The 26,721-nt window shown below is 35.9% G+C and carries 20 protein-coding genes, 9 tRNA genes and 2 rRNA genes; 3 read left to right on the top strand and 28 right to left on the bottom strand.

What is annotated here, in order from left to right:
* Window positions 1-225 precede the first annotated feature (225 nt).
* From E3U55_RS09115 to E3U55_RS09130, 4 genes are read right to left on the bottom strand one after another with little or no spacing between them, the layout of a single operon-like run.
* A complete protein-coding gene (locus E3U55_RS09115) occupies window positions 226-1,173 on the bottom strand; it encodes an SAVED domain-containing protein (RefSeq protein WP_134340130.1) in 948 nt (315 codons plus the stop codon).
* Window positions 1,151-1,648, bottom strand: coding sequence for a Mov34/MPN/PAD-1 family protein (locus E3U55_RS09120; protein WP_194840859.1), 498 nt, complete (start codon window positions 1,646-1,648; stop codon window positions 1,151-1,153). Before E3U55_RS09120 ends, E3U55_RS09115 begins: the two co-directional genes overlap by 23 nt.
* Complete coding sequence (locus tag E3U55_RS09125) at window positions 1,635-3,344, bottom strand: ThiF family adenylyltransferase (protein ID WP_134340132.1); 1,710 nt, start codon at window positions 3,342-3,344, stop codon at window positions 1,635-1,637. The genes E3U55_RS09120 and E3U55_RS09125 overlap by 14 nt, the downstream gene beginning before the upstream one ends.
* Before the next feature lie 2 nt (window positions 3,345-3,346).
* Entirely contained in the window at window positions 3,347-4,423 is a 1,077-nt protein-coding gene (locus tag E3U55_RS09130; protein ID WP_134340133.1) for a cyclic GMP-AMP synthase DncV-like nucleotidyltransferase, read from the bottom strand.
* Window positions 4,424-4,656: 233 nt separating this feature from the next.
* Here E3U55_RS09130 and E3U55_RS09135 point away from each other — a divergent pair, with 233 nt between their 5' ends.
* Together E3U55_RS09135 and E3U55_RS09140 are read left to right on the top strand one after the other, a co-directional pair.
* On the top strand, window positions 4,657-5,202 hold the full coding sequence (locus E3U55_RS09135; protein WP_134340134.1) for a GNAT family N-acetyltransferase: 546 nt from the start codon (window positions 4,657-4,659) through the stop codon (window positions 5,200-5,202).
* 13 nt (window positions 5,203-5,215) lie between these two features.
* Window positions 5,216-5,968: a helix-turn-helix domain-containing protein gene (locus tag E3U55_RS09140; RefSeq protein ID WP_134340135.1), complete on the top strand. Its 753-nt coding sequence runs from the start codon at window positions 5,216-5,218 to the stop codon at window positions 5,966-5,968.
* Between the two features lie 147 nt (window positions 5,969-6,115).
* Here the strand turns inward: E3U55_RS09140 and E3U55_RS09145 are convergent, their stop codons facing one another.
* From E3U55_RS09145 to E3U55_RS09165, 5 genes are all read right to left on the bottom strand, one after another.
* Complete coding sequence (locus E3U55_RS09145) at window positions 6,116-6,631, bottom strand: hypothetical protein (protein WP_134340136.1); 516 nt, start codon at window positions 6,629-6,631, stop codon at window positions 6,116-6,118.
* A 625-nt stretch (window positions 6,632-7,256) separates the two neighbouring features.
* On the bottom strand, window positions 7,257-9,167 hold the full coding sequence (locus E3U55_RS09150) for a TnsD family Tn7-like transposition protein (protein WP_134340137.1): 1,911 nt from the start codon (window positions 9,165-9,167) through the stop codon (window positions 7,257-7,259).
* Between the two features lie 6 nt (window positions 9,168-9,173).
* Window positions 9,174-10,826: an ATP-binding protein gene (locus tag E3U55_RS09155; protein ID WP_134340138.1), complete on the bottom strand. Its 1,653-nt coding sequence runs from the start codon at window positions 10,824-10,826 to the stop codon at window positions 9,174-9,176.
* Complete coding sequence (locus tag E3U55_RS09160) at window positions 10,819-12,978, bottom strand: Mu transposase C-terminal domain-containing protein (protein ID WP_134340139.1); 2,160 nt, start codon at window positions 12,976-12,978, stop codon at window positions 10,819-10,821. The genes E3U55_RS09155 and E3U55_RS09160 overlap by 8 nt, the downstream gene beginning before the upstream one ends.
* Window positions 12,969-13,820, bottom strand: coding sequence for a TnsA endonuclease C-terminal domain-containing protein (locus E3U55_RS09165; protein WP_134340140.1), 852 nt, complete (start codon window positions 13,818-13,820; stop codon window positions 12,969-12,971). Before E3U55_RS09165 ends, E3U55_RS09160 begins: the two co-directional genes overlap by 10 nt.
* 535 nt (window positions 13,821-14,355) lie before the next feature.
* On the opposite strand from E3U55_RS09165, the gene E3U55_RS09170 reads away from it, so the two are divergent.
* A complete protein-coding gene (locus E3U55_RS09170; RefSeq protein WP_134340069.1) occupies window positions 14,356-14,682 on the top strand; it encodes a YnfA family protein in 327 nt (108 codons plus the stop codon).
* Between the two features lie 1,172 nt (window positions 14,683-15,854).
* Here E3U55_RS09170 and E3U55_RS09175 read toward each other — a convergent pair.
* The 19 genes from E3U55_RS09175 to E3U55_RS09265 all read right to left on the bottom strand — a co-directional run.
* The gene (locus E3U55_RS09175) at window positions 15,855-16,436 is read right to left on the bottom strand and encodes a CBO0543 family protein (protein WP_134340070.1); all 582 of its coding nucleotides are present in this window, start codon (window positions 16,434-16,436) and stop codon (window positions 15,855-15,857) included.
* Window positions 16,437-16,842: 406 nt separating this feature from the next.
* Window positions 16,843-18,645, bottom strand: a complete 1,803-nt coding sequence (gene glmS / locus E3U55_RS09180) for a glutamine--fructose-6-phosphate transaminase (isomerizing) (RefSeq protein WP_134340141.1) — start codon at window positions 18,643-18,645, stop codon at window positions 16,843-16,845.
* A gap of 485 nt (window positions 18,646-19,130) precedes the next feature.
* Window positions 19,131-20,477: a phosphoglucosamine mutase gene (gene glmM, locus E3U55_RS09185; protein WP_134340142.1), complete on the bottom strand. Its 1,347-nt coding sequence runs from the start codon at window positions 20,475-20,477 to the stop codon at window positions 19,131-19,133.
* Between the two features lie 47 nt (window positions 20,478-20,524).
* Window positions 20,525-21,763: a CdaR family protein gene (locus tag E3U55_RS09190; protein ID WP_194840860.1), complete on the bottom strand. Its 1,239-nt coding sequence runs from the start codon at window positions 21,761-21,763 to the stop codon at window positions 20,525-20,527.
* On the bottom strand, window positions 21,756-22,577 hold the full coding sequence (gene cdaA / locus E3U55_RS09195; protein WP_134340156.1) for a diadenylate cyclase CdaA: 822 nt from the start codon (window positions 22,575-22,577) through the stop codon (window positions 21,756-21,758). Before cdaA ends, E3U55_RS09190 begins: the two co-directional genes overlap by 8 nt.
* Window positions 22,578-22,700: 123 nt before the next feature.
* Window positions 22,701-23,369: an anti-sigma factor gene (locus tag E3U55_RS09200; protein WP_134340144.1), complete on the bottom strand. Its 669-nt coding sequence runs from the start codon at window positions 23,367-23,369 to the stop codon at window positions 22,701-22,703.
* Window positions 23,350-23,922: an RNA polymerase sigma factor SigW gene (gene sigW, locus E3U55_RS09205; protein ID WP_134340145.1), complete on the bottom strand. Its 573-nt coding sequence runs from the start codon at window positions 23,920-23,922 to the stop codon at window positions 23,350-23,352. The genes E3U55_RS09200 and sigW overlap by 20 nt, the downstream gene beginning before the upstream one ends.
* Before the next feature lie 320 nt (window positions 23,923-24,242).
* A complete protein-coding gene (gene rocF, locus E3U55_RS09210) occupies window positions 24,243-25,145 on the bottom strand; it encodes an arginase (RefSeq protein ID WP_134340146.1) in 903 nt (300 codons plus the stop codon).
* 162 nt (window positions 25,146-25,307) lie between these two features.
* A tRNA-Ala gene (locus tag E3U55_RS09215) sits at window positions 25,308-25,383 on the bottom strand.
* Window positions 25,384-25,399: 16 nt separating this feature from the next.
* Window positions 25,400-25,475, bottom strand: a tRNA-Lys gene (locus tag E3U55_RS09220).
* 59 nt (window positions 25,476-25,534) lie between these two features.
* Window positions 25,535-25,609: transfer RNA gene (locus tag E3U55_RS09225), tRNA-Gln, on the bottom strand.
* A 12-nt stretch (window positions 25,610-25,621) separates the two neighbouring features.
* Window positions 25,622-25,706 (bottom strand) — tRNA-Tyr (locus E3U55_RS09230).
* Window positions 25,707-25,718: 12 nt separating this feature from the next.
* Window positions 25,719-25,795, bottom strand: a tRNA-Thr gene (locus tag E3U55_RS09235).
* A 15-nt stretch (window positions 25,796-25,810) separates the two neighbouring features.
* Window positions 25,811-25,886, bottom strand: a tRNA-Val gene (locus E3U55_RS09240).
* Between the two features lie 58 nt (window positions 25,887-25,944).
* Window positions 25,945-26,019: transfer RNA gene (locus tag E3U55_RS09245), tRNA-Glu, on the bottom strand.
* 34 nt (window positions 26,020-26,053) lie between these two features.
* Window positions 26,054-26,126 (bottom strand) — tRNA-Thr (locus tag E3U55_RS09250).
* A gap of 8 nt (window positions 26,127-26,134) precedes the next feature.
* Window positions 26,135-26,209 (bottom strand) — tRNA-Asn (locus E3U55_RS09255).
* Between the two features lie 213 nt (window positions 26,210-26,422).
* Window positions 26,423-26,538, bottom strand: a 5S ribosomal RNA gene (rrf, locus tag E3U55_RS09260).
* A gap of 84 nt (window positions 26,539-26,622) precedes the next feature.
* Window positions 26,623-26,721, bottom strand: a 23S ribosomal RNA gene (locus E3U55_RS09265); the annotation flags it as partial.

A 26,721-nucleotide genomic window follows, 5' to 3' on the forward strand; every position in this document is an offset into this window, starting at 1 on the left:
GATAATGAAGTAAAAACCTTGATTTTTATGGGCGGAAACACAGTAAGAATCAGACTTAATGGTAAAGTATAACTCCCATGCCTAATGTTGATTTGAGAGGCTATTTGCCCCTGATTTTTAGGTGATTTCCTATGATATCTCAATCCCCGTTTGCTATGCATATTAATGTAACAAAAAAAGAAGAATGATAGGAATCCCTATTATTCTTCTTTTTTTCAATATATTCTACTCAAAAGTTATAATCTCTTCTGTTCTTAAATTGATTGCCCAATCATAAGCATTGTTATTGTAGTTATATACTATTATTTCAGGATGATAATGCTCTATTATTCTACCTAAACTAAAACTTAATGAAACAGGTGTAGTAGCAAATAAATGAACTTTATTAACACCATTCTCTTTTAATTTTGATAGCAATTCTAAAAACTTTTTTTGATATAAATCAATTTGAGCATAATTAGTAATATTCCAGCGGTCAGGATTTTCTAAACCTAATGATATCACTTGTGAGGTACCAGATACATTTTTTATCCCTTCATCTATTATTGAAAATGATTGTTCAATTTTTAGTGCAACCTCATTGTCATACTTAATTTGTGAATTATAATTACTAACTATTTTCATATCAGTGTTATACTTTCTTTTTAGTTCATAAAATCCCTTTCCAAGACACTCAGAGTCCTCTCCTTGATATTCGTAAAGAATTGCGTCATCCGTGCTCTTAAAGTGATATCCGTCTAAAAAAGCAAGTGGTACATGGGGAAACCCTAGGTATATAAGTGAGTTAGAGTTTTTACTACGCTTTATTGCTGTCTTCATTTTGGATTTTTTCTTTTTTAGTATTTTCTGAAGTTCTGCATCATTAATGCTTCCATCTACTTTAAACTTTTTTAGAAAGTTATGTGTTATATATAAACATCCCTGTTCTTGATACTCTCTCTTTACACTAGTAAAGTTGGCCTCTTTCTTCGTAAACGTAGCCAACATAATGAATTCCCTTTTCATAAAGCACAAAACATGATTAATAACCCAATTATATGCGATTTGTAGCCAACCCCATTTTTTGTACAAGATAATACTAGAAAAAATTAATATAAGTAGCATTATTATCGAAGTGATAGGGTCATTTTGTATAAGTGTAAATAACTCTTTAATTGAATTTATTACTTTCATTATATGCTCCTTTATATACTAATACTATGTCTCCATTTTCACGGCTACCGACCCAAACCTTAAAAATGTTTATACCACCAATAATAAACACTAAATAATCAGAAAATGTTTTTGACTTACTTAATAATTTTTTCCAATTTCTAAGATCCTGACGTGAATAGTGAGGGTCTATTTCAGGATGAGTATGCCATTCCCCCATATACATTACAGTTTTATTGCTTTCCTCCCACTTCTGTTGCAATAAGGCGTTATGACTCTTTTCCCTTCGTATAAACCTATACCTTGATTGGTAGTCCCCTTTTTGAGGAAAAGTGTAGTCTTTAATTACAATATCGTTACTGTTTGTTAAAATCGAACCTATTAACATTCCTCCTGATTCCTTATCAGTCAGGCCTTCTTGTCGCATTCCTTTAATTACTTTAATAACTTGCTGTTCGATTTCGATTGCAACATTTTCATATTCAGCGCTTATCATCTTTATAAGCCTCATCCTTAAGATTCGAGCAGACTTTACAACTAGTATTAATATATTCATAGTCATCCTGATTCAAAATATCTGTTGATTGTTTATATCGCTCCGAAGTAATAAAACCACTCTCTTCAAATATTTTTGAGGAACCCTTCCATGAAACAAGAGGATTTCCTTGAATATCATTCTCTAAAAATCTAAAAACTAACCTCGAAGCAAGCAATGCTGTTTCCATAGAATCAATACTTCCGTAAGGTGTAAAAGAACCTGCACAACCATTCATATTTTTGATAAATGGTACATCACTCTTCCCAGCAAAAGATGAATACAACCTTAATTCAGTATCTATTAAGCATTCATAACAGCCTTTTCCTCCGTTGTTAACTACAAGTGCATGTCCACCTATTCCATATGCTTCGACCCAAGTGAAAATTGCAGGAGTTGATGACTCTAAAATAAGTTTACTTAGTCTTCTTTCTATATTTGGATCGCCAATTGCTACTAATATCAAATCAAAATCATTTAGTTCTATTTCTCCATTTTCAATTGTATCTAGTACTTCATTTTCAATTGTTTGAATGTGTACATTAGGGTACCTGTTTTCAAATTCTTCTTTTAGAAGTTTAACTTTTGGTTTACTCTCAATAGATTTATTCATACCGAGAAAATGTCGATATGAGTTTTCGATTTTCATTTTATCATCGTCTATCAAGGTAAAATGTTTTATTCCAGACCGTGCTAACATAAATAATAAATCACTACCCACAGATCCACAGCCTACTAATAAAGCGTTAAGAGGCTTCCTTACCCCACCGCCTCTTTCTATTAATGTGGTATCATCATTTCTAAAGACAAACAAAGGTGTTACTTTAAAATCATCAATAATGCTCTCATCTATAAGCGGAATTACTTTTTTTGAAAGAGAATGATTTACCTTTTCGTACCATAACCCAATAATTGTTTGGTCTCCTGTCAATAATGGAATTCTTAGCAAATAAAAGTATCTTTTTTTATTCATTGAAAACTTTGCTATCTTCAATAATGTATCGTCAGATATATGATTTCTAATAATATTTGTTATTTCTTCATTACTCCAAAATCGATCAAATTGAGGAACCTTGCCCTTGTAGGTATAGTCTAATGGAATATAATTTGCTTTTACTAGATTACGAGAATTGATATTCGCATTTAATAACTTACCTAATAAATACCTAGACTCCGCATCGTCTGTTAGAAAGGCAAACGGTTTACCTCCCATTGCCAAAACAGAAATTTCCTTTGGTTCATCTTCAGGAGTGTATACTGAAAAAACAGGTTCTGTCTTTTCTAAGGTTCCAAAATAATAACTAAATTCTCTATGATATTCTATTTGCGGTGAATTTGATATTAATACCCGTTCAACTCTGTCAAAAACAAAATCAATTGTTCTTTCCGGAATATCGCTCCATATGACACCCTCTTTATCCAAAAAGCAAACAAGTCCACTACTCATAACGTGTGGGATGTCAGGAATATGGTGGTACTTTTCATTAATATGAACAATTGGTAATTGTGTTGGAAACAATGGACTAAAAGTTATCGTTAGTGGAATTTGATAACCATTTCTCAATTCAAAAAAAAGTTCATAATGATATGGTTCAACTGCTATAACCTTGTCCAAATATTCTTTTTCTTGTAGTAACTCTTGAACATCAATGTTCATTATTAATACCCTTTAGCAGAGTTGGATGAAGGCGCACTAGATAAAGCAACTTGTTTATATCTTGCCTCTTTTGATTCAGGTATTGGGAATTTGTCGCCAAAATATTTTGGACTTAGAACTTTACATGCTTCATGTGGGTCACTTTTTCCTTCTGCTTCAGTCAATGCATTTTCTAATTCATTTAGTTTTTGATAAAAAGAATCCATTTGGATATTTGACATCTTAGAGAAAACATTTCCATATGGTTGTACAGGTAAATTGTATTCAATAGTATAAAAACTTTTCTCCAAATCGGGATCCCACTTTAACATAAATCTATTCTTTAATTTACTTACAAAATCTTTTAGAGCACCCAAATCATCATCTTTAAATTTTCCTGATAAGGAGTTATAAGATTGCTTATAAGAAAATAAATCGACTGCTGCAATAGTTATTCCTATACTAGGAGGACGAGAATTTCCTGAAGAGTTGAAGCAAATATCCTTCCACTTCTTCATGTATCTAACAACTCTCTTAAATTGTTTTTTTGCGTCATCTGCAAACGAATTTTTGATATGATCGTTTAGACCTTCTGGATCAGCAAGATCCCAATATTTATTGTCTTTGTTAGCAAACTCCTTGCCCCAAGCAAGATACAAATTGTTATCATACTTTGATTTTAAATACACTGGTAAATCGACATGATATGCTGGTTCATCATCTAATGAATAGGTTATGGTTACACAGGGGTTTTTTATCTTAGGTGGCGTATTAGTGTGGTTTTCAAGTATATCTCTAATCATCTTTTTAAGTTCGACACTGTCTGTATAATCTTCTTTATAGAGATCAAAGATTACACCCTCGTCTATATCATAATCTTTATCTTCAGGGACAATCCCTAGATCTACAGCATAACTACCTTGGTCAATGAACTCTAGACTAGGAGCATCTTTTTCCTTTTCTTCAAACTTGGTCTTAACACCATTCTTTATTTTATCTGTAATGATATCTCTTTTTTCCCGTAACTCTTTATTTTCCTTAAACCGTTTTAGTTTAATTGCATCATGGAACTCTTCAAATTGCTTTTGAATATCTGCCATTTTTTAACCCCCAAAATTGTTTTATTTCTATTATTATACGACAAAATCTGGTAATCATATAACTTTCTAAGATGTATGTTTAATAGAAAGATTTTACTTGTTATAGGCTGATTAAGAATTTATAAACTCCTTCGAAAAAATGTAAAATTCTGTAGTTATATTGTACCATAAATTGTATAATAGAGTACAAGAAATACGAACGTATTTTCGCAAAAAGAATTGGAAGGTTCCATATGGATATATTTAATCAAATGTTTATCAGAAGTAAAATTTCCCCATTACAACGTAATTACGATATTGGTTACGAGGTAGAATATCATACTAATTTGATAACAAATAAAGGCTTTGAAATAATATCAAATATTCAAAACGAGGAATTCAAACTAATTTTGTATAGACACTTTTACGACAATACTCCGAAAGATAAAGAAAAAACAATCATGCTTGGCATACGAGTCATTACTATGAAAGGAATTCTTTATCCTGATCCCGTGTTAAAAGCCTTTTTCAATGATGACTTTACTGAAATATCTTTAGCAGATATTGATATCGAAGAGTACCTTTCTAATCACGGTTTTGGAAGCATACTACTAACCACTCTTATTGAAATTGCAAAGAACAGAAAAATAAACAGTATCTGTGGCTGGATATCCAATGTTGATATTGATCATATAGAAAGATTGGTTCACTTTTATAAGAAGCACAATTTTGAGGTAATCTTAGATAGCAATAATAAAGACAGTCTTAAAGTTGGGAATTTAAGATGGCAACGTGAATAATGGAGGAGAGTTAATGGACAGCCTGTTAAGTAGTAATTCATTTGAGTACCTTTTGGAGACAATCATTAAAAATGAGATATCTGCTTCGTTAAATAATCTGTATAAGGATAAAGAGTATTGCACCAAAAAATATTTAACTATCAAAGAGGTATCCTCATTAACCGGCATTGGCTCTTCCGTATTACGTCAGTTGACATTTTCGAGAGCAATGCCTCACCGAAAAGTTAAATCTCGAATTATTCTAGATGAAAACGAAATAAAAGAAACAATTGATAATTATAAAAAGTTTGGTTGGACTGATCCCGATAATAATTGGGATGTGAATTCCGTTCAGTCTGAAATTGATAACTTCCACAAAACAAAGGGGGAGCCTACAATGATCGATGAAATAATTAGGAAAATAATAAGAGAAGAATTAACTATTTTTTCAAATGAAATAAAAAACTTCACAAAAAAAGACAAAGAAAGGTATTATGGCCGAACTGTTCTAACTATAAAAGAAGCAGCAAATCATTTTCGGACAAGCCCGTCTACTATTTATAGTTTAATTAAAGAAGACGGAATGCCTCACTTTAAAATCCATACTCGCCATTTTATTGTCCTTGAAGAGGCCGAAGCATATTTGTGGAGAGAAACTGCAAAATCGTATGCTGAAGAGGGAAATATATATTGGCAGCGAATTTTACAAAGACTAGATTGGGAGGAAAAAGAAAGAAACACCGCATATGAGAAGGCACTTAAAAGACTTGAAGAAAGTACATATTAAGTTTTTAGAATTACAAAGAGCACATTCCATACAAGGAGTGCGCTCTTTTACCATAACAAATTACTAGATATTTTCTATCCACTCTTTTTTTATAACAATTTCTACTCTCTGTTTTACCACTATTTGTGATACGGACCTAACAATGAATTAAATAAGGAAGATGAAATCTTCGATTTTATCTTCAATATCATATTTTTCATTTAGTACTATGTAGTTATTTAACAGGTTTTGTATTTCTTTTTTAGTCGAAGCATCTAATAATTCATCTTTGAAATCCTGATATTCTTCCTCATCATTTTCCTCAATATATGTGCATTCATCTACATGATCAACTAAATCCCATTTTATATACTTTAAAAGTTCTTCTTCGTTATCACATAAATCCCTAAATTCTATTCTTTCTGCTTGAATAACAATATCTCCTTCATTTTCATCAAAAAGGGTTAGAGAAAAGTTATTCTCTTCAAGGTTTTTATATAGTTGGAATGGAGACAATTCATTGAACTGATTTAATGGAAATTCATATTCATTTAGACCTGAAATAGTATTGCAACCTACCCTATAGCATGCCCCCTCCTCAGTAATTACAATTTTTTGTCCATGGACTCCATGGATGTATTCTAAAATGAAATCTTTACTATCCTTTATTTTAATTTCTTTCATTTTGTATCATCCTCCTTTTCTGGCCGTTTGCACGGGTGTTCACCTTCCCATCGTGTAACTATACGTTCGTTCCCGTATTTCCCTAATGTACAATTAAACGTCCTCCTGTTCACCTCCTTTTTTAAAAATAACTCCGTATTAGGAACGGAACTGGTTACTTTTTTTTATTATCAATTTGTACCACTAATTTAGTTGTATCATAAATTCCAAAAGACTATATCGATATTAATAGAAATTCTTGATGGGATATTTTTATGTGGCAATAATAATAAATCGTGAAAATAGTGAAACTTAATATCTTATTATCAATATCTATTTTTATCAGGAAACGCCATTTAAAAGGGGTTTATTTTAATCCTATACGATCATATAAGTAAACCCTTAACTAAAATTACAGAGCCAATTCCCCCTACATTTTTCAGTGATTTAATACTAAAAAGACCATTGCAATAAGATATTTAGAATTACTATGTATCAGAACGGATGAAGTAATTTTTGATTAAATAGTAATAAAAAAGAGCAAGATAGAAAATTACTTCCTAGTCTTACTCTTCTTTCATACTGTTATAAAATTTACTAGCCTAACCATGAAAAAATTAAAGCGATACATCCCTATTTAATAAACCTATAGGCACAAGTTATTCTTCTCAACAATTAATTTTATTGCTTCTTCCTGAAGGTCTTTCTGGAATTTCTCCCTAATCCCTGCCTTTCGATATATTCTCCATAAAGACAAATCCTGCCCGTCTTTCTGTAACTCTTGTACTGCCCATTGTAACCTTCTAATTTGAAAATCCTTAATACTCTCAGTTTTGTCATTCAAATACGCTTTTGTCATTGGTAGTTTATCAAGGTGTTTTTCCAATAATGGTCTAATTCCAATTCTACTACCTACTGAACTTATCGTAATACGTACGGGCTTCCCGACAGTCAACATATCATTGACTGCAATTCTTACATTTTCGTAAATTTCCTCGTCCCGTTGCTCCCAGTCGACCCTATGATTATCGTTGACTGTTGATTTTATTTTAGGGGAGTTTCGATTCAACCAGTTCCTATCATTTCGGTACAGCCATGTAAACACTCTATTGTTAAGTTGGCGTAATTCTGTTTTACTGCTGTGCGGATACTGTTTTATTAAATTCAGCCATTCTCTTCTGAAACTTACTTTCTTCTCAACAGAAGAATCTTCCTCATTGATATTTACAATTTTTTGATCTTCACCACCTCTTTTTAACCAGTATGTTTTCAAGTCTAATTTCTTCGCATATTTTTTGACTGTGGCTGGGTCTACAGCCAATTGCCTTGCCGTTTCCCTTAAACTTAGTCTTTGATTAGTAAGTTTCTTTAATTTGTTTTCCCACACAGAGCCAAAATGCTTAATCTTTGTTATTTTATATCTGTCTTTTTCTTCACGATCAGGGCCCGTTCTGAGGTAAACAAAGCCGCAATCACATATAAAAACACCAATAGGACTTTTACTATCTGCACCATACTTTAATTCCATATCGTTAATCACAGGTTTTAAATAATGGCTAGCAGCAGAATTCAAACATGGCCATGGTCTTTCTCCAAAGGGCTTGTACTCAATTTTTTTATTAAAAATATGTAAAGGGGAAATCCCCAAAAAATGTGTGAATAAAAGATGTCTGATAGGATGGCTTGATCTATTGTTTCTCCGAATCATTTCATATAGCCAATTACTATTACTATTACCATTACTATTGAAACCAATGTCGGATTGAACCATTCTTAAAAATCTATGACCATAAAAATTCACGAATGATTCTAACAACTCCTTTTGTTTTATCCTACCGTTTATATTTGCAAACCCAAGTTCTTTTAGCCTATTGATATACTGTCCTTTAAACCACTTTAATGATTTATTTTCCGTTTTGTTATTTAACATATAATCAATATCCTGTGCAATATTGATTGCCTTATCCATGATATTGTCAGGGTAATTTAACTTAGGGTAATTTATTTTGCAAGTTTCTGGAGTGGCTAATCTATAATCATGTTTGTTATAACCCCTAACAGGGACTTGGCTATCATACAGCGGGGTGTTATGCTCTGGACAAACAAGAACTCCCGGTATTTGATGAATTCTATGCCAATACATTTCTCCAAGATTATACACCTCCTCATCGGCACATTTGGGGCAAAATTTAAAGTACTGATTAAACTTAACTGAACTTGCCATCAAACCAATTCTATTGTAAATACTGCCCCCCTTGTCCCCAATCATAGATTCCTTAACTTTAGCAGCATGTTCAGAAGACAGGAAAGCAGCGTAGAATGGATACAGTGTATGATTTGCAATTAAGTATTCTGGCGTATAATGATGGCCAACAGGAAGGTTGTCCATAATACGATAGATATGAGAAGGCAAGTCCATTATTGCTGTAATACTGTCCGTACCGTATATATCCTTTTGTGTGGCTTTAATACTGACGTTTCCACTACGAACGTGGTATCTCGCCAAAACGCTGTATAAAAGTTCATCTTTATACGGTACTGGAAAGAAGGTCATCATTTCACATCACCCTGTCTGACCAAAATCGCTTTCATGACTTTTGATAAAACCACCATTACAAAGAATTTCATACACTGTCTTATTTTCCTTTCGTCCTTCAATAGCCAAGATTCTTATATCATTCTCTAGAGAAGTTTCTTCTTTCTTTCGCTTTTTCTTTTGTTTATTTGAAGCGGATATACCCTGAATGACTTTCACAACCAGTTCGTTGATATCCAAATTCGCCTCTTTTCCAGTAACTTCTTCTACAACCTTTTGAACCACGGTAGGTTCAAAATCCAATTCTATAAGTTTCAAAATTGCCTTTTCTTTTATGGATGTATTCATTTCTTGTTCTTTTTTCTTTTGCGTTCTTTTTATTGCCTCCATCTTCATTTGCAAATCGACAGAAGCCCTTTCCCTTTCCATAAATCCTAAAAAATCTATGTCCACTGTACTGATATCTTCAAACTTTGCAATCTTACTAATGTTGCCCGACTTCAAAGCCTGAATCATTGGTTTAACAAGTTGTAAATGCTTATTAGCCACCTGACCAATTGTTTCTGGTGTTATTTCTTCCCCACCTGTCATAATGGCCTCAATTTGACCCATGGCGTAAAGTTTTACCGCGATATCAATAATACCTTGGCTTTCCTCATATAGGACATTTTTAAAATCATCTGTCAAAGGAATCTGCTTTTTTGTCCATTGATAGCCCCAAAGTGCATTAATTAATAAATCCCAGTTTTGGTTATTTTTTAATCTATCCCAAATCATATCTCCTTGACCACTACCCCGTCTGGCCTGTCTAAATTCACTTTGCAAAATAGATAAGCCGGCTGGTGTTCCTACCAAAAGAACCGGAACTCCAATTGTATTAACGAGTGTTACAAAGAAGTTCAGCATTTTTTGATCCCCACCACTTTTGGCTTTACTTAAATGTTGAATCTCGTCTATAACTAAAACCCCTAGCCCGGTGTTTCTTGCTATTTGAGACATAATCACCAACATATCATTTATAGTCTTTCTACCTAGCCCAAATTTTTTATGATACTCTGTTCCCAATAAATCATCTACCTTTCGAAAAAATTCCAATGCTAGTCCTCTCAAGGAAGAATCAAAAGGACAATCGAGTTTGAGCCATACAAGTTGATACATACTGAAATTTATTCCGTTATAGTCTTTATGAACAATAACTTGAGGATATAAAGACAGAATTCTATTTATAGCCGTTGTCTTCCCCATTCCACTTACACCAATTATCGTAAATCCTGCTGCAGTTGTTCTAAAAACACTGTTATTGCTTAATTCACCTTGCAATCCTTTGATACTTCGATGTCCTTCCTGCAGGCCCTGTGCATACCCTGCTCGAAAAGCATTTCTTGCCAGATATCCTTGACGAATTACTCTGGAAATTCTACTTTCCAAATCCAAGTGTATCCATAACGGCTGAAAGCATTGAAATAATCTTTGTACCAAATGAATGCGATAATGTTTATCTAACATTCTTTCTTTGGGGTTGTATTCAGCATATATAGCCATCTTTTCAATGGCTTCCTCTGTTGAGAGGATAGAGGGAAGTGCCTCAATGAAAGGATTTCCACTATACTCCTTTATTACTTGTTCTCCGTATTCAGCAACAATAGCATCACTACCGTTTGGAATGATAACTTTATTCATCTTTTTTATTTAATGCCTCCTTCTGCTTTCTTAACAACAAATCAAAACCTGCATCCCCCATAAATTCGTTACTATCAGATTGAATAAAAGGAACAACCTTAGAGTTTTCTATATTAACTTTATTTAATTCAAAGGCCTCTTCTTCACGCTGAATCATTTTTTCAACAGCACGGTTTTCCCGAATGCTGCCTATTCTGCTCCTTTTACTGCTTACATCCGTTTGTTTTTGAGATGTTTCCATTTGGGCCTGTTTTACAATCTCTTCTATTTCAGTATTCAAATCAACTTTTGACTGTATTGTTTTCTCCTTGTGTTGTCTTTCCTTTTGTTTCTCGTATTCAAGTAAATAATTTATTTCTTCAACTGCCTTGCCCTTATAACGTTGTTGATGTTCTAATAAAAAACATTTATCAAAACCCAACCCATTTTCATCCCGTAAGTATATATAATCCATATTTCTTGGATCATAACTTATTTCAACTTTCCAAGTGCCCCGGTTCCGTGCTTTTTCAAACCATCTTTCCTTTAAAGACTGTTTTGAACCATAGAGTAACCCTTTATACACAATTCCCTTTGCAGTTACAGTAGCCTTGCCTGTTGGCATGAGATTGAGTTTTACAACATCTTCTGGGGCATGACGTAACTTTCCAGATTTGTTGTTTATCCCCCATTCCCAGAGTTGTATTGGAATCGACTCTATCTCGTCCTCCACCATCATTTCTTCACGCTGATAATTCGTAAGATAATGTTGATTATTATGATATAAAACACATTTAATAATCACTTGAGTAAACTGGTAAATATCCAATTGTGCTTCCAAACGATAATCACGATCCCCACGTTCTTTAATTGACTTTACAGCACCCGGTAGAAAGGCCTTCGTTCTTGTATTGGTTACCCGAAACTGTTGCTCAATTATTCCTTTTAAATCAGCCCTGTAAGAAGGTGTATTCAGAACTTTTATTCCGAAATTATTAATTAGGGGCTCAACTTTACTTCCCTCTAATTCCCCTCGGTCGGCCAAAATGGATTCTGGAAGGTGTGCGACAGGCCACTCATGTTTTTCAATCTCAATTCCGAAGTCCCGACAAAAACTAACTTTATCAGAAGCAGCATTAGCCAAAGCCATCATTGCACCCGCCCAAGATGGACCTTCCAATCCAATATATAGACCCACGATCATTCTGCTATAAACATCCATTACAGAATATATTACAGGTCGTCCGATTATCCAATCACGATTAAATCTTGATAACAGGTACAAGTCGCCAATTGTTGCGTCAATCTGATAAACTGCACCGGGACCTAGTGCCTCTGTTGTTGACTCGCCTATAATTGCTCTATGGTTTTGTTCATAATTTTTTCGACCTTTTCTTTGGCTAATTTCTTTTTTGATATCTCTTTCCTTTTCAAACCAATACCTAAACTGATTTAGAGATGGTAACTCTCCATAGGATTTTATTACTGGTATTTCCACATTTCCTTTCACTTTACTATCCAAACTAAAATATTCTTTTAACATTAGTTCGTAGGTAAGAGTAAGTGATTTTTCGGTAGATGAGTAATAATGCTTGTTTATAGCAGACCTAAATACTTTTTTGATATTTTCATCAATATTTATTCCCTCGCCAGTTACTTGTCCATGCTTTCTAGGCCTTCCCCTTTTCACTTCACTAGCCTTCTTTTCCTTACCCTTACCCCCACAAAGAAAATAGTCAGGTAAAAGGGCATTTTTTGTTTTACCGCGTTGCCAATACTTTTTTAAATAGCGAATAACAGTACTCTCGTGAACTTTGTGGACTTCACACATTTTTAGTATTAGTTTTCTTCTTTCTGTTGTGTGGTAGACCAATGGTTCCAATTTCACAATATCCTTTATGATTTCCCAAGAACCGTCACGTAAAGACAGATGCTTTTCAGGAATATCTTTTTCATTTATCAGCCGTCTGAAAGGGTCCTTCTCAACAATAAATATACTCCCCTTGTTAAGCCCGTCTTCTACGTCAGAAATATTCCTTTCATAGGGCAGAGAGGTCGAATAAATGTTAATAAAATACCCATAATCATGTGCTTTATTAAGCCATAATACCCTTTCAACTACTTTCTCGTTTCCCGACGTAGTAAAGGAAATAAGATTATTCACTACAAGCATTTTCTTACCGCCTCCTCATGTGTAATTCGTGTATTTACTTCAATAACTGGATTAGATAGGTTTACGTCAATTTGATTAGTCATATCTACTTCAATCTGTTTTGAAGCAATCAAGAACTTGAAAACAAATAACCCTGTACCTGAATCGTAATTAAACTCCTTGTCAAAATCGGCTGTTATCTTTCTAATTGAATGTTTAGCATCTATCAATCTTTCTATTAAAGCATTACCTAAATAAATCAGTTCATCACGTATAAAACCCCTTTCAGCATATGAATATAAGCAGGAATGCACCCATTCAATATTTTTTGCAAAGACATTAGAAATTTCTTTTTGAGTAATAACCCCCCAGTCTATTCCTTTTTCCGACCAATATCGGCGTTCAATCTCTAGTCTTTCCAATGCCTTTTTCTTCTCAAGTTCCGAAGCCATTTTTATGGTTCTTGCTAATAACACATTAACTCCATCGGCTCTGTTTATTGTTATTAGGAAATTAGTGCTTAGTGTATATGGGTATCCACTTTCCTTATCCGTAAATAGTTTGAAATTTAAATCTGATTTCTGTTGTATTGTATCTTCAAGATCCAGTAGGGGAAAATGTTCTCGTATGTCTACAACTGTATCTTGCCACTCTAACATATAAAAATAGCGAGCCTGCAAATCTGAAAATAAATGATGTACTCTACCACTCTTCCACCCTAGTATTCGGGATACCCTCCCCATAGAAGGGAAATCCTGAATAGACAACCACGGTTTATATTCTTTACCTGCACCTTGTCCTCGCCCCTCTTTAACAAACCGATTATATTTATCCTCATTCCAAGATTGATTACGTTTAGTCATATTCCACTTCCTCTACTGCGACAAGTTTCTAGTACTCTAGTGAATTTTTAGTAACTCGATTCTAACGGGCCGGTTAGATACATTCAATATCCTCAGCAATCTTTTTTATGATTTTAAGGGAACATTATTATCATTCTTCTACCACCTAGGATATTTACTGCAAATAACTTTTTCTAACTATGTTAAATTAGAATAAAGTTTGCAGAAGCGAGGAAGCAAGTTTAGCCCTTATCTAATCTGACTTTAATGGGGTTATCCAGATTATTCCTTTAGAATAAAGTTTGCTCAAAGATTTGCCCCTTTTCAGCCAGAATTGAACTCTAAAATAAAAAAGTAAGAATAAAGTTTGCTTAAATATAGAGTAGAGATCACCAAACAAAGGGAGTGACCTAAACCTTATGAGAGCACCTTACGGTGCCACCTGTACAATAAGCGATTCTTGCCTTCTGGTTGTTCTATGGTAATGCAGTGCTTTACTACCCTTGGGATACGGTATAATTACCATGTCAATAAATTTATCAAGGGTGGGCTTTAAATGATTTACGCAATTGTATTGTTTATATTTGCTGGATTTGCTGAGATTGGTGGAGGTTATCTTATTTGGCTATGGTTAAGAGAAGGTAAGCCATTCTATTGGGGTGTTTTCGGAGGAATAGCCTTGGCGTTATATGGTGTTATTGCCACATTTCAAACATTCCCATCATTCGGCAGAGTATACGCTGCCTATGGAGGAGTATTTATCGTTCTTTCTGTATTGTGGGGATGGGGTATTGATAAAAAAACACCTGATTTATACGATTGGATAGGTGCGGGTATATGCTTAGTGGGTGTTTCAGTAATATTATTTGCACCTCGTCAATAGTGTTAAAAAGACAAGAATACATTGAAGGGGAATCAACGAAAGAAGGGGATGTCCTTAACCGTTTAGGTGTGAGTTTGAAAGAAGCCATACAATTACGACTATGCCCCAAAATTCCTCATTTTCCTTTTACTCTTTTGCTTCTTTCAAAATAGGACTTGAACTTATAAGGTGAATTGAGGAATGAGGAGAAAGGATTTTCTGCGTTTCACCTTTATCCAAATTAAATACCGGCAAAAGGTATCGAAGATACGTTTCCTATTCGATAGTCTAATCCATCTGCCTTATACATAATACCTTACGGTTCCTCACATATACCACCGTTAATCCCATACTTACCACGTTACCCATACAAAATTATTTATTTTTATTTTTAATTATTTCTTTATGGGCGAGTGCTGCTGTCTGAAGCGTATTACACATTACTGGACGAGGACGACTTCCTTTGAATGGGTTGGTTCTAATGCTCCCTTCGGTGAGACATGGAAATATCCCTTGTCCTGTACTTATGCCGAGATTATCCATCCCCGTCCTTCTCTAAATAAAAAACCGAGGAGTGATATCGTAGATACGTTCCCGATTCAATTATCTAATCCATATGCCTCATACATAGTCTGGCTCCCTCCTCCCCTACTATGTACAGTTACCAAATATAAGAGAGAGTAGACTGCTGTAACAGGAAACACTACTATACCTTACGGTTTCTCCTGTTCCACACCCTTCCCCTACTTACCTCGTGACCTATACCTAATTATTTATATATATTTATTTTTAAGGGCGAGGACTTTCCTTGGGGCATGTTACACGTTGCTGGACGTGGGCTGCCCTTATTGTGTTGATTCTAATGTACTCCTTCAGAGAGACATTGACACGGCCCTTGTGCTGTACTTATGCCGGGAGTACCACTAATATAAAGAAGACCTTTTAAAGGGAATCCTAAACAACATATGCACCACCCCCATCCATTGCTTTCCTCCTTGTCTGCGAAAAGTAATTGCCAAACCTTCTCCAAATAAAAAAACCGAGAAGAGGTATCGTAGATACGTTTCCCGATTCTTAGACTAATCTATGCCTCATGTTATACTATGCCTCCACTTTAGTTTACAGGAAGTAATGGGACATCTTACTATTTCTATACTCCCGACATGACCTATGATTAATTTTTCATAAAAACATCAGATACTTGTTTTCGGTTCATTTCTTTGAAAATGTACAAATATATTGGTTATCCATTTAGATACCAACATAATGACTAAGTAACCTAAAAATAAATGAAAGTAATTAAACCCCTTCAATAAAATAAACAGGCCTGACCACACCAAGATTGGTTTAAATATAAATGCAAGAAAGGCACTTGTTATGGTTAAATACAAATAATAATTTTTTCTATGGTTTAAAGTCCACTGATAAACCAACATATACACAACTGGTATTAATGATACATCTAAGGCAAAACTAACAGGAAATAGCGGAATCGCCTTAAATGGGTAACCCCATGTCCCAAAATTAACACCCAAACTATCTATGTATGTGAACCAAACGTGCACATTAAAACCGTAGAATCCCAATAATAATGCCCTCTTCTTATCAATAGAAAACCATATAACAATTAAAGGCAATATGAGGAATACAACATTGACCCAAAACTGCCACGTATCTAAGTTTGAAAATCTAGCCCAATAATCAATACCTTCAGACATTAGGTTTTCATAATCTTCGATTATTTTATCAAAAATACTTCTCTGTTCTTCATTCATTTAAATAACTCCTTTATTCCTTGAACCTAGAAGGTAATGCACATCTTATTCTGATTAAAAGTATCCTTTTTTATTCATTGCCACATGGATTGTTTTACATGTTACAGGGTTTGTGCCATTCGTTGATTGGATTGGTTGCCGGCTGTATCCTCTCAGAGAGACATACGCATGCCCCCTTCTGCCCTTGGGCTAATTAATCCCGTAAGGGGAACATTAAGCCCTTTAGGACACCTCTATATGAACACAGTTCAACATAAAAAACCCCATGAATATATCCATATACTGGATACACCCACGAGGCTTCGTGCAAACTTTTTTCTTCTTAAGCAGACTTTTTTCTCATTCTGCAAACTTTATTTTGATTTGACAATTATAACTCCACAACAAGTTACCACACAAGCCATACTTATTCCACAGTTACTGACTTAGCCAAATTCCTCGGCTTATCAACATCACAGTCACGGTGAAGAGCTGCATAGTATGAAATTAATTGTAATGGTAAAACAGATACTAATGGTGTAAATAGTCTGTGGACTTTTGGAATGACGAATGCATCGCCTTCACGATCAAGTCCTTCTAAACTAATGATACAGTCATTAGCTCCACGCGTAACAACCTCTTGTACATTGCTTCGGATTGAGCCATTCACGTGTTCTTGTGTTGCAAGTGCAATCACTGGTGTACCGTCTTCAATTAATGCGATCGTACCGTGTTTAAGCTCCCCTCCAGCAAATCCTTCTGCTTGAATATATGAGATTTCTTTTAGTTTTAATGCGCCTTCTAACCCAACGTAGTAGTCTGAACCACGTCCGATAAAGAAGCAATTGCGTGTTGTTGATAAATAGTCACGCGCAATTTGATCAAATACTTCTTTCTGGTCGCATAGAGCTTCCATGGCATTTGAGACAATTCCTAATTCCTGCATTGGGTCAAAATCTAACTCTATGCCTTTAGCACGTGCTGTATCGACAGCCAGAATAGCTAATACAGCCATTTGTGCAGTATAGGCTTTAGTTGATGCCACTGCAATTTCAGGTCCTGCATGCAGGTGCATTGTATAATTTGCTTCACGAGAAAGGGTTGATCCTGGCACATTTGTAATGGTTAGCGCTGGGTGTCCTAATTTTTTTGTTTCCACTAATACTGATCGCAGGTCAGCTGTTTCACCACTTTGTGAAATAAACACAAATAATGGATTTTCAGATAATAGTGGGAAGTTATATGAGAATTCACTTGCGACGTGCACTTCTGTTGGCACTTCAGCAATCTTTTCTAAAAACTCTTTACCAATTAAACCAGCGTGATAACTTGTTCCTGCTGCGATGATGTAAACACGATCACATTTCTTCATCGCTTTACGGATATCTTTATCAAGTTTGATGTCATCATTATCATCTTGATACTCTTGAATGATTTTACGCATAACAAACGGCTGTTCATCGATTTCTTTTAACATGAAATGAGGATAAGTGCCTTTTTCAATATCACTTGCATCAATTTCAGCTGTAAAAGGATCACGTTCTACAACAGTTCCATCAAGTTTTTGAAGTTCAACGCGGTTTTGTTTAACAATAACAACCTCTTCATCCATTAATTCAACAAATTGGTCTGTTACCTGTAACATCGCCATAGAGTCACTGGCTACTACGTTAAATTCATCACCTAAGCCTACGAGTAATGGACTTTTGTTTTTCGCAACATAAACTTCTTCAGGATTCTCAGCATCTAATAATGCGATAGCATAAGATCCGTGTAACAGTTCAACCGTTCGACGGAAAGCTTCTAGAGTATCTCCAGCTTCTTCTACAAACTTTTCTATTAACTGAACAATAACTTCAGTATCTGTCTCACTTACAAAGTTCGCAACTTCTAGGTATTCTGCTTTAAGCTCTAGGTAGTTTTCAATAACTCCATTATGAACTAAAGTGAATCTGCCTGATGGACTTTGATGAGGGTGAGCGTTTGTTTCGCTTGGCTCACCATGAGTTGCCCAGCGTGTATGTCCAATACCTGTTGTGGATTGAACCTTTTCATCAACAGCATCTCTTAATGTTGCAATGCGTCCTTTAACTTTAAAAACATTGATATCGTCTTCTGATCTAACAGCGATCCCCGCTGAATCGTACCCACGATATTCAAGTTTTTCTAAGCCTTTTAACAAAATTTCTTTCGCATCATTATTACCTATATAACCTACAATTCCACACATATTTGTGTTACCTCCCAATGTGAAAGAGGCAAACAAACTCCTGTTATCAGGGGCATTCGTTTGCCCCTTTCTCGTATTTTATCATTTGGTGTTATCTTGTTTTAAGTGGTTGTGCACAGAGTCGCCTCTATGTTTTCACCTAAAACGTCTCGGTTGAGATAACGATCAACCGGAAGGTACCCGCCGATGACTCGATGAACCTTCTCCTCGTCAACTATTTCTATTTTCCGTCCTAGAAATAGTCCTGGCGCTTTTTTAGTTTATTGTTACCGCCTACGCTCCTTTCCATTCCCGAATGACATCCTTTTTAAACAGGACAACTTAAATTTTACTGTAATTCCCATGCTCCGGTCAATTACAATTCAATAACATTTACAGAAAAGTACGGAAAATCAATTGTTTGGGTACGAAAACACCCTGAGAAGTCCCCTAAAAGAAAAAGCATAGGGCGTAATTAACCCTATGCTACATTTATAAATATGCACTTACATGCCCATTGTTTCTTCAATAACATTAACCACTTGGTTTACATATTTATCGCAGTCATCTTTTGTTGGCGCTTCAACCATCACACGAACAACAGGTTCCGTTCCAGACGGTCTAACAAGCACTCGGCCTTTACCGCCTAATTCTTCTTCAACTCGATCAATTTCTGCTTTGACCTGTTCATTAGACGTTACCGCGTTCTTATCTTGAACGCGAACATTCTTCAACTCTTGTGGGAATTTTTTAATATCATCAGCTAACTCAGATAACGATTTTCCAGTCTCTTGAATAACATTAACTAGTTGCAATGCCGACAACATGCCATCTCCTGTTGTGTTGTAATCAAGGAAAATGATATGTCCTGATTGCTCTCCACCAAGATTGAAGTCATTCTTACGCATTTCTTCCATAACGTAACGGTCTCCCACTTTTGTTTTGACCGTTGAAATATCCAGCTCATCAAATGCGCGATATAAACCAATATTGCTCATGATCGTTGTAACAACTGTGTCTTTTTTCAAGCGACCTTGACGTTTTAAGAAACTGCCACAGATGTACATAATCTTGTCACCATCAATGATTTTTCCTTTCTCATCAACAGCAATTAAACGGTCACCATCGCCATCAAAAGCGAGACCTAAGTCTGCCCCTTGTTCGACGACTGTTTCACGTAGCTTTTCTGGATTAGTTGAACCATATCCGTCATTAATATTCAAACCATCCGGTGAAGCTCCAATCGCAAAGATATCTGCTTCCAAGTCAGCAAATAAGTGCGACGCTAACGGTGAAGTCGCGCCATGTGCACAATCTAAAACAATTTTTACCCCATCAAAGTCTTGATCAATTGATTGTTTTAAATGTTGTAAGTATTTTTGCCCGCCTTCGTAATAATCCATGACTTGACCTACGTCGCCACCGATTGGGCGTGGTAGCTCATCAGTCTCAGCATCTAACAGCTTCTCAATTTCTGCTTCTTGATCATCCGTTAATTTAAACCCATCAGATCCAAAGAATTTAATGCCATTATCCTCTACTGAATTATGCGAAGCTGATATCATGACACCTGCCTGTGCACCAGATGCTTTTGTTAAATAAGCGACTCCAGGGGTTGAGATGACGCCTAAACGCATTGCATCTACGCCAACTGATAATATCCCAGCGATTAAAGCGCCTTCTAACATTTCTCCAGATATTCTAGTGTCTCTCCCCACTAATATTCTAGGCTTTTCTTCTGATTGTTGTGTTAAAACATAGCCGCCAAAACGGCCGAGTTTGTATGCTAGTTCTGGTGTTAGTTCACTATTTGCTACGCCTCGGACACCATCTGTACCGAAATATTTACCCATTTCGTTTCGCTCCTTTTTCTCTTACGTTAATCCTTACTTATTCAACTCTACTCGATTCTGACACGAACCCTTTCTGTATTTGTACGTAAACGAACGTTTTCTGGTCCTTCTAATAGAACATCAGCATAAAATTCGCCAGCTACGTAATCAGACACATCAATCGACACGCGTATATCCTCAGGATTCAGTTGTTCTATGTCTTCTGTTTTACCGATTGCTGTAACATCAACCAAAGGTTCTTCTGGATCTAAGAAAGTAATTTCTTGTCCTTCACTTAGGTTGTCCACGTTAATTTCCATATCTTCCAATAGTCTTTCTTCAGCCTCTTCAACGAATACCTCAACAGACACTTTTTCAGGCTCAACTTTTCTAACACCTGATGGTATATTTAATTCGGCATCTATTGTTGTAGATTGGGTGATTTCTGATAAATTAATTTCAATTGGTTCCAATTGATCGATATCATTTAATACTTCACTGGTACCAAATAAGGTTGCAGTTACTGGTGTAACATTAATACTTCTTAAAACTAGATCTTCACTAAGCTCTCCGGTTGTTTCATAATTAATTGGCAGACGCTTGTCCGAAATTGAAACGTCCGCTTCAACCGTGACTGTTGAAGGGTTGATGAACACGCTCAGCTCATTACCTTGTGCATCATATACTTTTACAGGTATACTTCTTGCAATGCCATCATCAGCTAAATCACTAAAGTTTACAATAGCTTTTACAATACCGATACGATCGATGGCGGTTTTAGCTCCAGTAATTTCAACTTCCTCTGGACTAACTGCAGGAGGAGAAGCAAAGACTTCAGATTCATCAATACCGTTTTTCCCTACATACTCCAATTCAACCTGTCTTGAGACATTTGCTCGATCTTCTATTGTCACTTCAATTGTTCTTGGTTCTATATAAACAGTAATCTGACTAGGAATACCACTGTGTTTTATATCCACTTCATGTGTTCCAGGTTGTAAGCCATTTAGATCTATAAAAACTTCAAAATTTCGCTGTCTAACTGCCTGTGTAACTGAGCTACTTGGACCTTCTAGAGTTACCTCAACAGTATCTGGCACACCACGAACGACATAATTTTCTTCATCCAGTTCTACCTGTAAAGGCACATTAGTCATCGTTTCAGAATCAGTCGAGCCTGTTGGAAGAAATGTGTTACTCGATCGTGATGTATTCGCTTCATCTAAAGCTACAGTCATGTAAAGTAACAATGCTAAGAAAAGCGAAACGATCCGTGTAAACCATGGGCTTTTTATCCATCTATCCATCTCGTTTCCCCCTCCAGTTCCACGACTTAGATGATGAAGACTCCTCATTAGGGTTCAATTCTTTACTAAGCATTTTACGTAAATCCTCTTCATCTAATCTACGATGAAGTTCTCCATTTTTTGTTGCTGAAATCATGCCTGTTTCTTCCGATACAACAATCGTTAACGCATCGGTTACTTCACTAACCCCCATCGCTGCACGGTGTCGTGTCCCCAATTCTTTTGAGATGAACGGGCTTTCACTTAATGGTAAGTAACATGCTGCTGCTACGATCTCATCATCTTTTATAATGACAGCACCATCGTGTAACGGTGCGTTCGGCATAAATATGTTAGTTAATAACTCACTCGTCAATTTACCGTTCACATTTATTCCTGTTTCCACATACTCACTCATTCCGGTTTCTCTCTCGATCGTAATTAATGCGCCGATACGACGTTTCCCCATATAATTGCATGACCTGATAATAGCATCAATCGTATCACTGATCGCTTTCTCCTCAGAATGAGAGTGTCTTGCAAAAAAGCTTCCTCTACCTAATTGTTCTAACGCTCTCCGGATTTCCGGTTGGAATAAAATAATGACCGCTAGAAAACCCCAGTTTATGGCTTGATAAACCAACCATTGTACTGTTTTCAGTTCTAGTATCGAACTAAAGAACCAAATTCCAAGCACGACAAAAATACCCTTCAATAATTGAACGGCTTTAGTTCCACGAATTAATGTGAATAATTTATATATAACGAACCATACGACGGTTATGTCCACAATGATTCGCAGCATAGATAACAAATCAAGATTTTCCCACACTATGCCACACACCCTTATGCTCCAATTTCGACCTGCTATTTTCACCTATAAAAACGTATTAATTTAATTATAGCACAGTTTATTGAGAAAAAATAAACGTTTAATCGTAAAAATAACGATTAAACGTTAAGGCATAACATAAGTTACAAAATTTTTAAATTCATACTCAATCTTATGATACACCCAGCCGAAATAGCGATCGATTTCAACTACTTTTCCTTCAACGTGGTGAGATAGTGAACTATAATTATTATTAAAGTGGTCATGGTTATCAACTAATTTACTATTGACTAATGTTAAATTGCCCTTTATTCGGCCTTGCAATATGACTTCTGCATTTTGGACAATAAAGTCGCCTTCTATGGTTTCACCTTCTGGAATAATCACTCGATTACCTTCAGTGATTACACCTTCGTGCTTTGATAAAGATAATTGTTGATTATTATGATAATGGCTTAAAGTTGATGTAAATAACATGATAAAAAATACGACTGCTGCTGCAATGATTGGATGTTCTTTAACAATCTTAGAAAATCTTTTAACCTTATTATCCTTTGGAATATCATTAAGGATATTTTGTTTTAAATCTACAGGTGCCTCAACCATTTCTAGTTGGGTCAGTTTATTGTCCACATTAACTAATTCCTGATAATGCTTTTGACAGGCATTACAAGACAATAAATGATCTTGAAGTTTTGATTCTTCTTCTTGATTTAGTTCTCGGTTGAGACAACAATGCAATTCATTTTCGAAGGTTTCATTACACGCCATCTGATCAGCTCCTAATAACTTCAATGAGAGTGCTCCTTAAAGCCTCTCTACCTCGATGAAGATGTGTCTTCACTGTTCCCATTGGTAAATCTAGAACTTCTGATATCTCTTGTAAAGACAAATCTTGTGAATACTTTAAAACAATAACAGCTCTATATTTAGGTGGTAAGGTTAATAAAGCTTCTTGAATTGCTTCATTAAACTCTAAAGTTTCATAAGATTCTTCAGGTGTTGGACCTTTGCTTTTTAATTGATCAACATGAGTTGTTTGATGGTCATCACTAATAGGTTGGTCCAAAATATGTATAGGTTTTTTCTTTCTCATCCAATCAATCGCTAGGTTAGTCGCAATTCGATATAACCATGGCGAGAACTTGTTTTTTTGTTTAAACGTATTGATATTAACGTACGCTTTAATAAATGTTTCCTGTGCGATTTCCTGGGCATCATGATGGTTTCCTAACATCCTTAAACAATGCTGATAAATAGGTTGCTGGAATTGATTAATTATTAAACCATAGGCTTCATGATTTCCCTTTTTTACTTGTTTAATTAATTGGTTTAACCTTAAATCCATAAGTGTTCCCCCGCAAGAAATTTGCGGTCATGCTTAAATACGGTCAATTCTCAAAAAGGTTTCACTTTTTTAGAAAAAATTTAGCATGACGCATAATACCCTATCAATTATAACTTGTAAATTGGTAAAATAAAATTCAATTTCAAAATATTGTAACCTTTTTATGAAAGAATTTTGTAGTATTTATTTTAAAGTAAAAAACTGAACTTGATATTTCGAAAAACATAAACGTTATTGCTAAACAAGCTACCATTCTTTGCAAAAACATAAAGTAGCAAAAAAAATACCAAAGCTCAGTAAAACTGAACCTTGGTAAAATTTTATAGATATTTCTCTCCAAATAACGTTGCTAACATATCGACAGCAACTTCAGCTGTCTGGTTTCCGTCATCTAATAATGGATTTACCTCCACTACCTCAATAGAAGTTAACACCTCAGAGTCATGAAGCTTAGACATAGCATAGCGAGTCTCTCGATATGTAGGTCCACCTTCAACTGGCGTTCCTGTACCAGGTGTATGTGCTGGATCAATTCCATCTACATCAAAGCTTAAATGAACACCATCTGTTCGTTCTTTTAAGTATTGAATGCTTTCATTAATCACATGCTCCATACCATACTTTTCAATGTCGGACATAGTATAAACTTTGATACCACGTTCATTTATAATTTTCTTCTCACCTTCATCAATAGAACGTGCACCTATGATAACCACATTTTCAGGTTTAATTTTAGAAGAACTACCATTCATTGAAACTAAATCATCATGTCCTAAACCAATACTAGCCGCTAAGGACATCCCATGAATATTTCCTGAAGGCGATATATCAGCTGTATTTAAATCTGGGTGAGCATCGTACCAAATAACCCCTAAATTCTCATAATGCTTATACAGCTCTGAAATTGATCCAATGGCTATACTATGATCTCCACCTAAGATTAAAGGGAATTCACCCTTTTTCTTAATATCACTAACTGTATTAGCAATGGACTTATTTCCTTCTGTAACTTCTTTTAAATTCTTCAAATTAGTTTTTGGATCTTTCTCATTCGTTCCTTTCATTGGAACATTAACATTGCCATAGTCTTCAAAATTAATATTTAAATTCTTCAAACGATCACTCAAACCTGCATGACGGATAGCATCAGGTCCAAGATCAACTCCCATATTAGGTTGTGCAATTGTTATCGGAGCTCCAATGATTCCTAGTTTATTTTTCATTGTTTTACCCCCTTACCATAAATCATTTTATCCATAATTTTAGGATGGTTCAACTTCACAAAAACATGAATAAATATACAAAATTGAAAGCGATTACATCGTCGGAAGTAATAAAAAAAGTTGCCCCCCGATTCAGCAGAGAACAACCTTGGTAAATTTGTATGGTGGAGCCTAGCGGAATCGAACCGCTGACCTCCTGCGTGCAAAGCAGGCGCTCTCCCAGCTGAGCTAAGGCCCCTACAACTTTTATGTAATGGTGAGCCATGGAGGATTCGAACCTCCGACCCTCTGATTAAAAGTCAGATGCTCTACCGACTGAGCTAATGGCTCTCGTTAAGTATTATGTCTTATTCTTATCTTCTAGCAAAAAGTTATCCAAAAAAATAAAATGGCTGGGCCAGCTGGATTCGAACCAGCGCATGACGGTACCAAAAACCGTTGCCTTACCGCTTGGCCATGGCCCAATCATTTTAAAATGGTGGAGGGGGAGAGATTCGAACTCCCGAACCCTGAGGGAGCGGATTTACAGTCCGCCGCGTTTAGCCACTTCGCTACCCCTCCAAAAATGAATGGTGGTGCCGGCCGAGGGACTCGAACCCCCAACCTACTGATTACAAGTCAGTTGCTCTGCCAGATTGAGCTAGGCCGGCGATTATTTAATTAAATGGTGGAGGATGGCGGGCTCGAACCACCGACCCCTTGCTTGTAAGGCAAGTGCTCTCCCAGCTGAGCTAATCCTCCGAACTTAATGGCAGTTAATGATATGTGTATTAATCCTTGCCATACTTTTATAAAAAAATGGTGACCCGTACGGGACTCGAACCCGTGTTACCGCCGTGAAAGGGCGGTGTCTTAACCGCTTGACCAACGGGCCAACTCTATATTATGTAAAGAATCTCTCTTTACAAAGCTTCCTACCGGGCTTGAACCGGTGACCTCAGCCTTACCATGGCTGCGCTCTACCGACTGAGCTAAGGAAGCATAAGAAATGGCTCCAGCGGCAGGATTCGAACCTGCGACCAATCGGTTAACAGCCGATTGCTCTACCACTGAGCTACGCTGGAATATTATAAATGAGTTAATATGATTCTGACGACTTTGCACTTTAAATAGTTTCACTGTGCTCATCGCGTTGCAAGTCTATTCGGTGCAGGTTACGCTCCTCGCAAAGCTACATAGAAGTGTTTCAAAGTAGTTTACGCTTAGCTACGCTGGAATATTTATAAATTAACAGATAAAAAAATTAAAATATAGCTAAATATTTTAATTAAATAAATGCCCGGCCGCGTCCTACTCTCACAGGGGAAACACCCCAATTACCATCGGCGCTAGAGAGCTTAACTTCTGTGTTCGGCATGGGAACAGGTGTGACCTCTCTGCCATCGCCACCGGACTATGTAATTCAATGAAGGTTCGTACCTTCAAAACTAAATACGAACGCTCAAAAGTCTGAATAACGGGACGTCTTTTCATCTTCGAAGTTAAGTCCTCGATCGATTAGTATCCGTCAGCTTCACGTGTCACCACGCTTACACCTCGGACCTATCAACCTCATCGTCTCTGAGGGATCTTACTT

Source organism: Filobacillus milosensis (assembly GCF_004402015.1).
Classification (GTDB): Bacteria; Bacillota; Bacilli; order Bacillales; family Alkalibacillaceae; genus Filobacillus; species Filobacillus milosensis.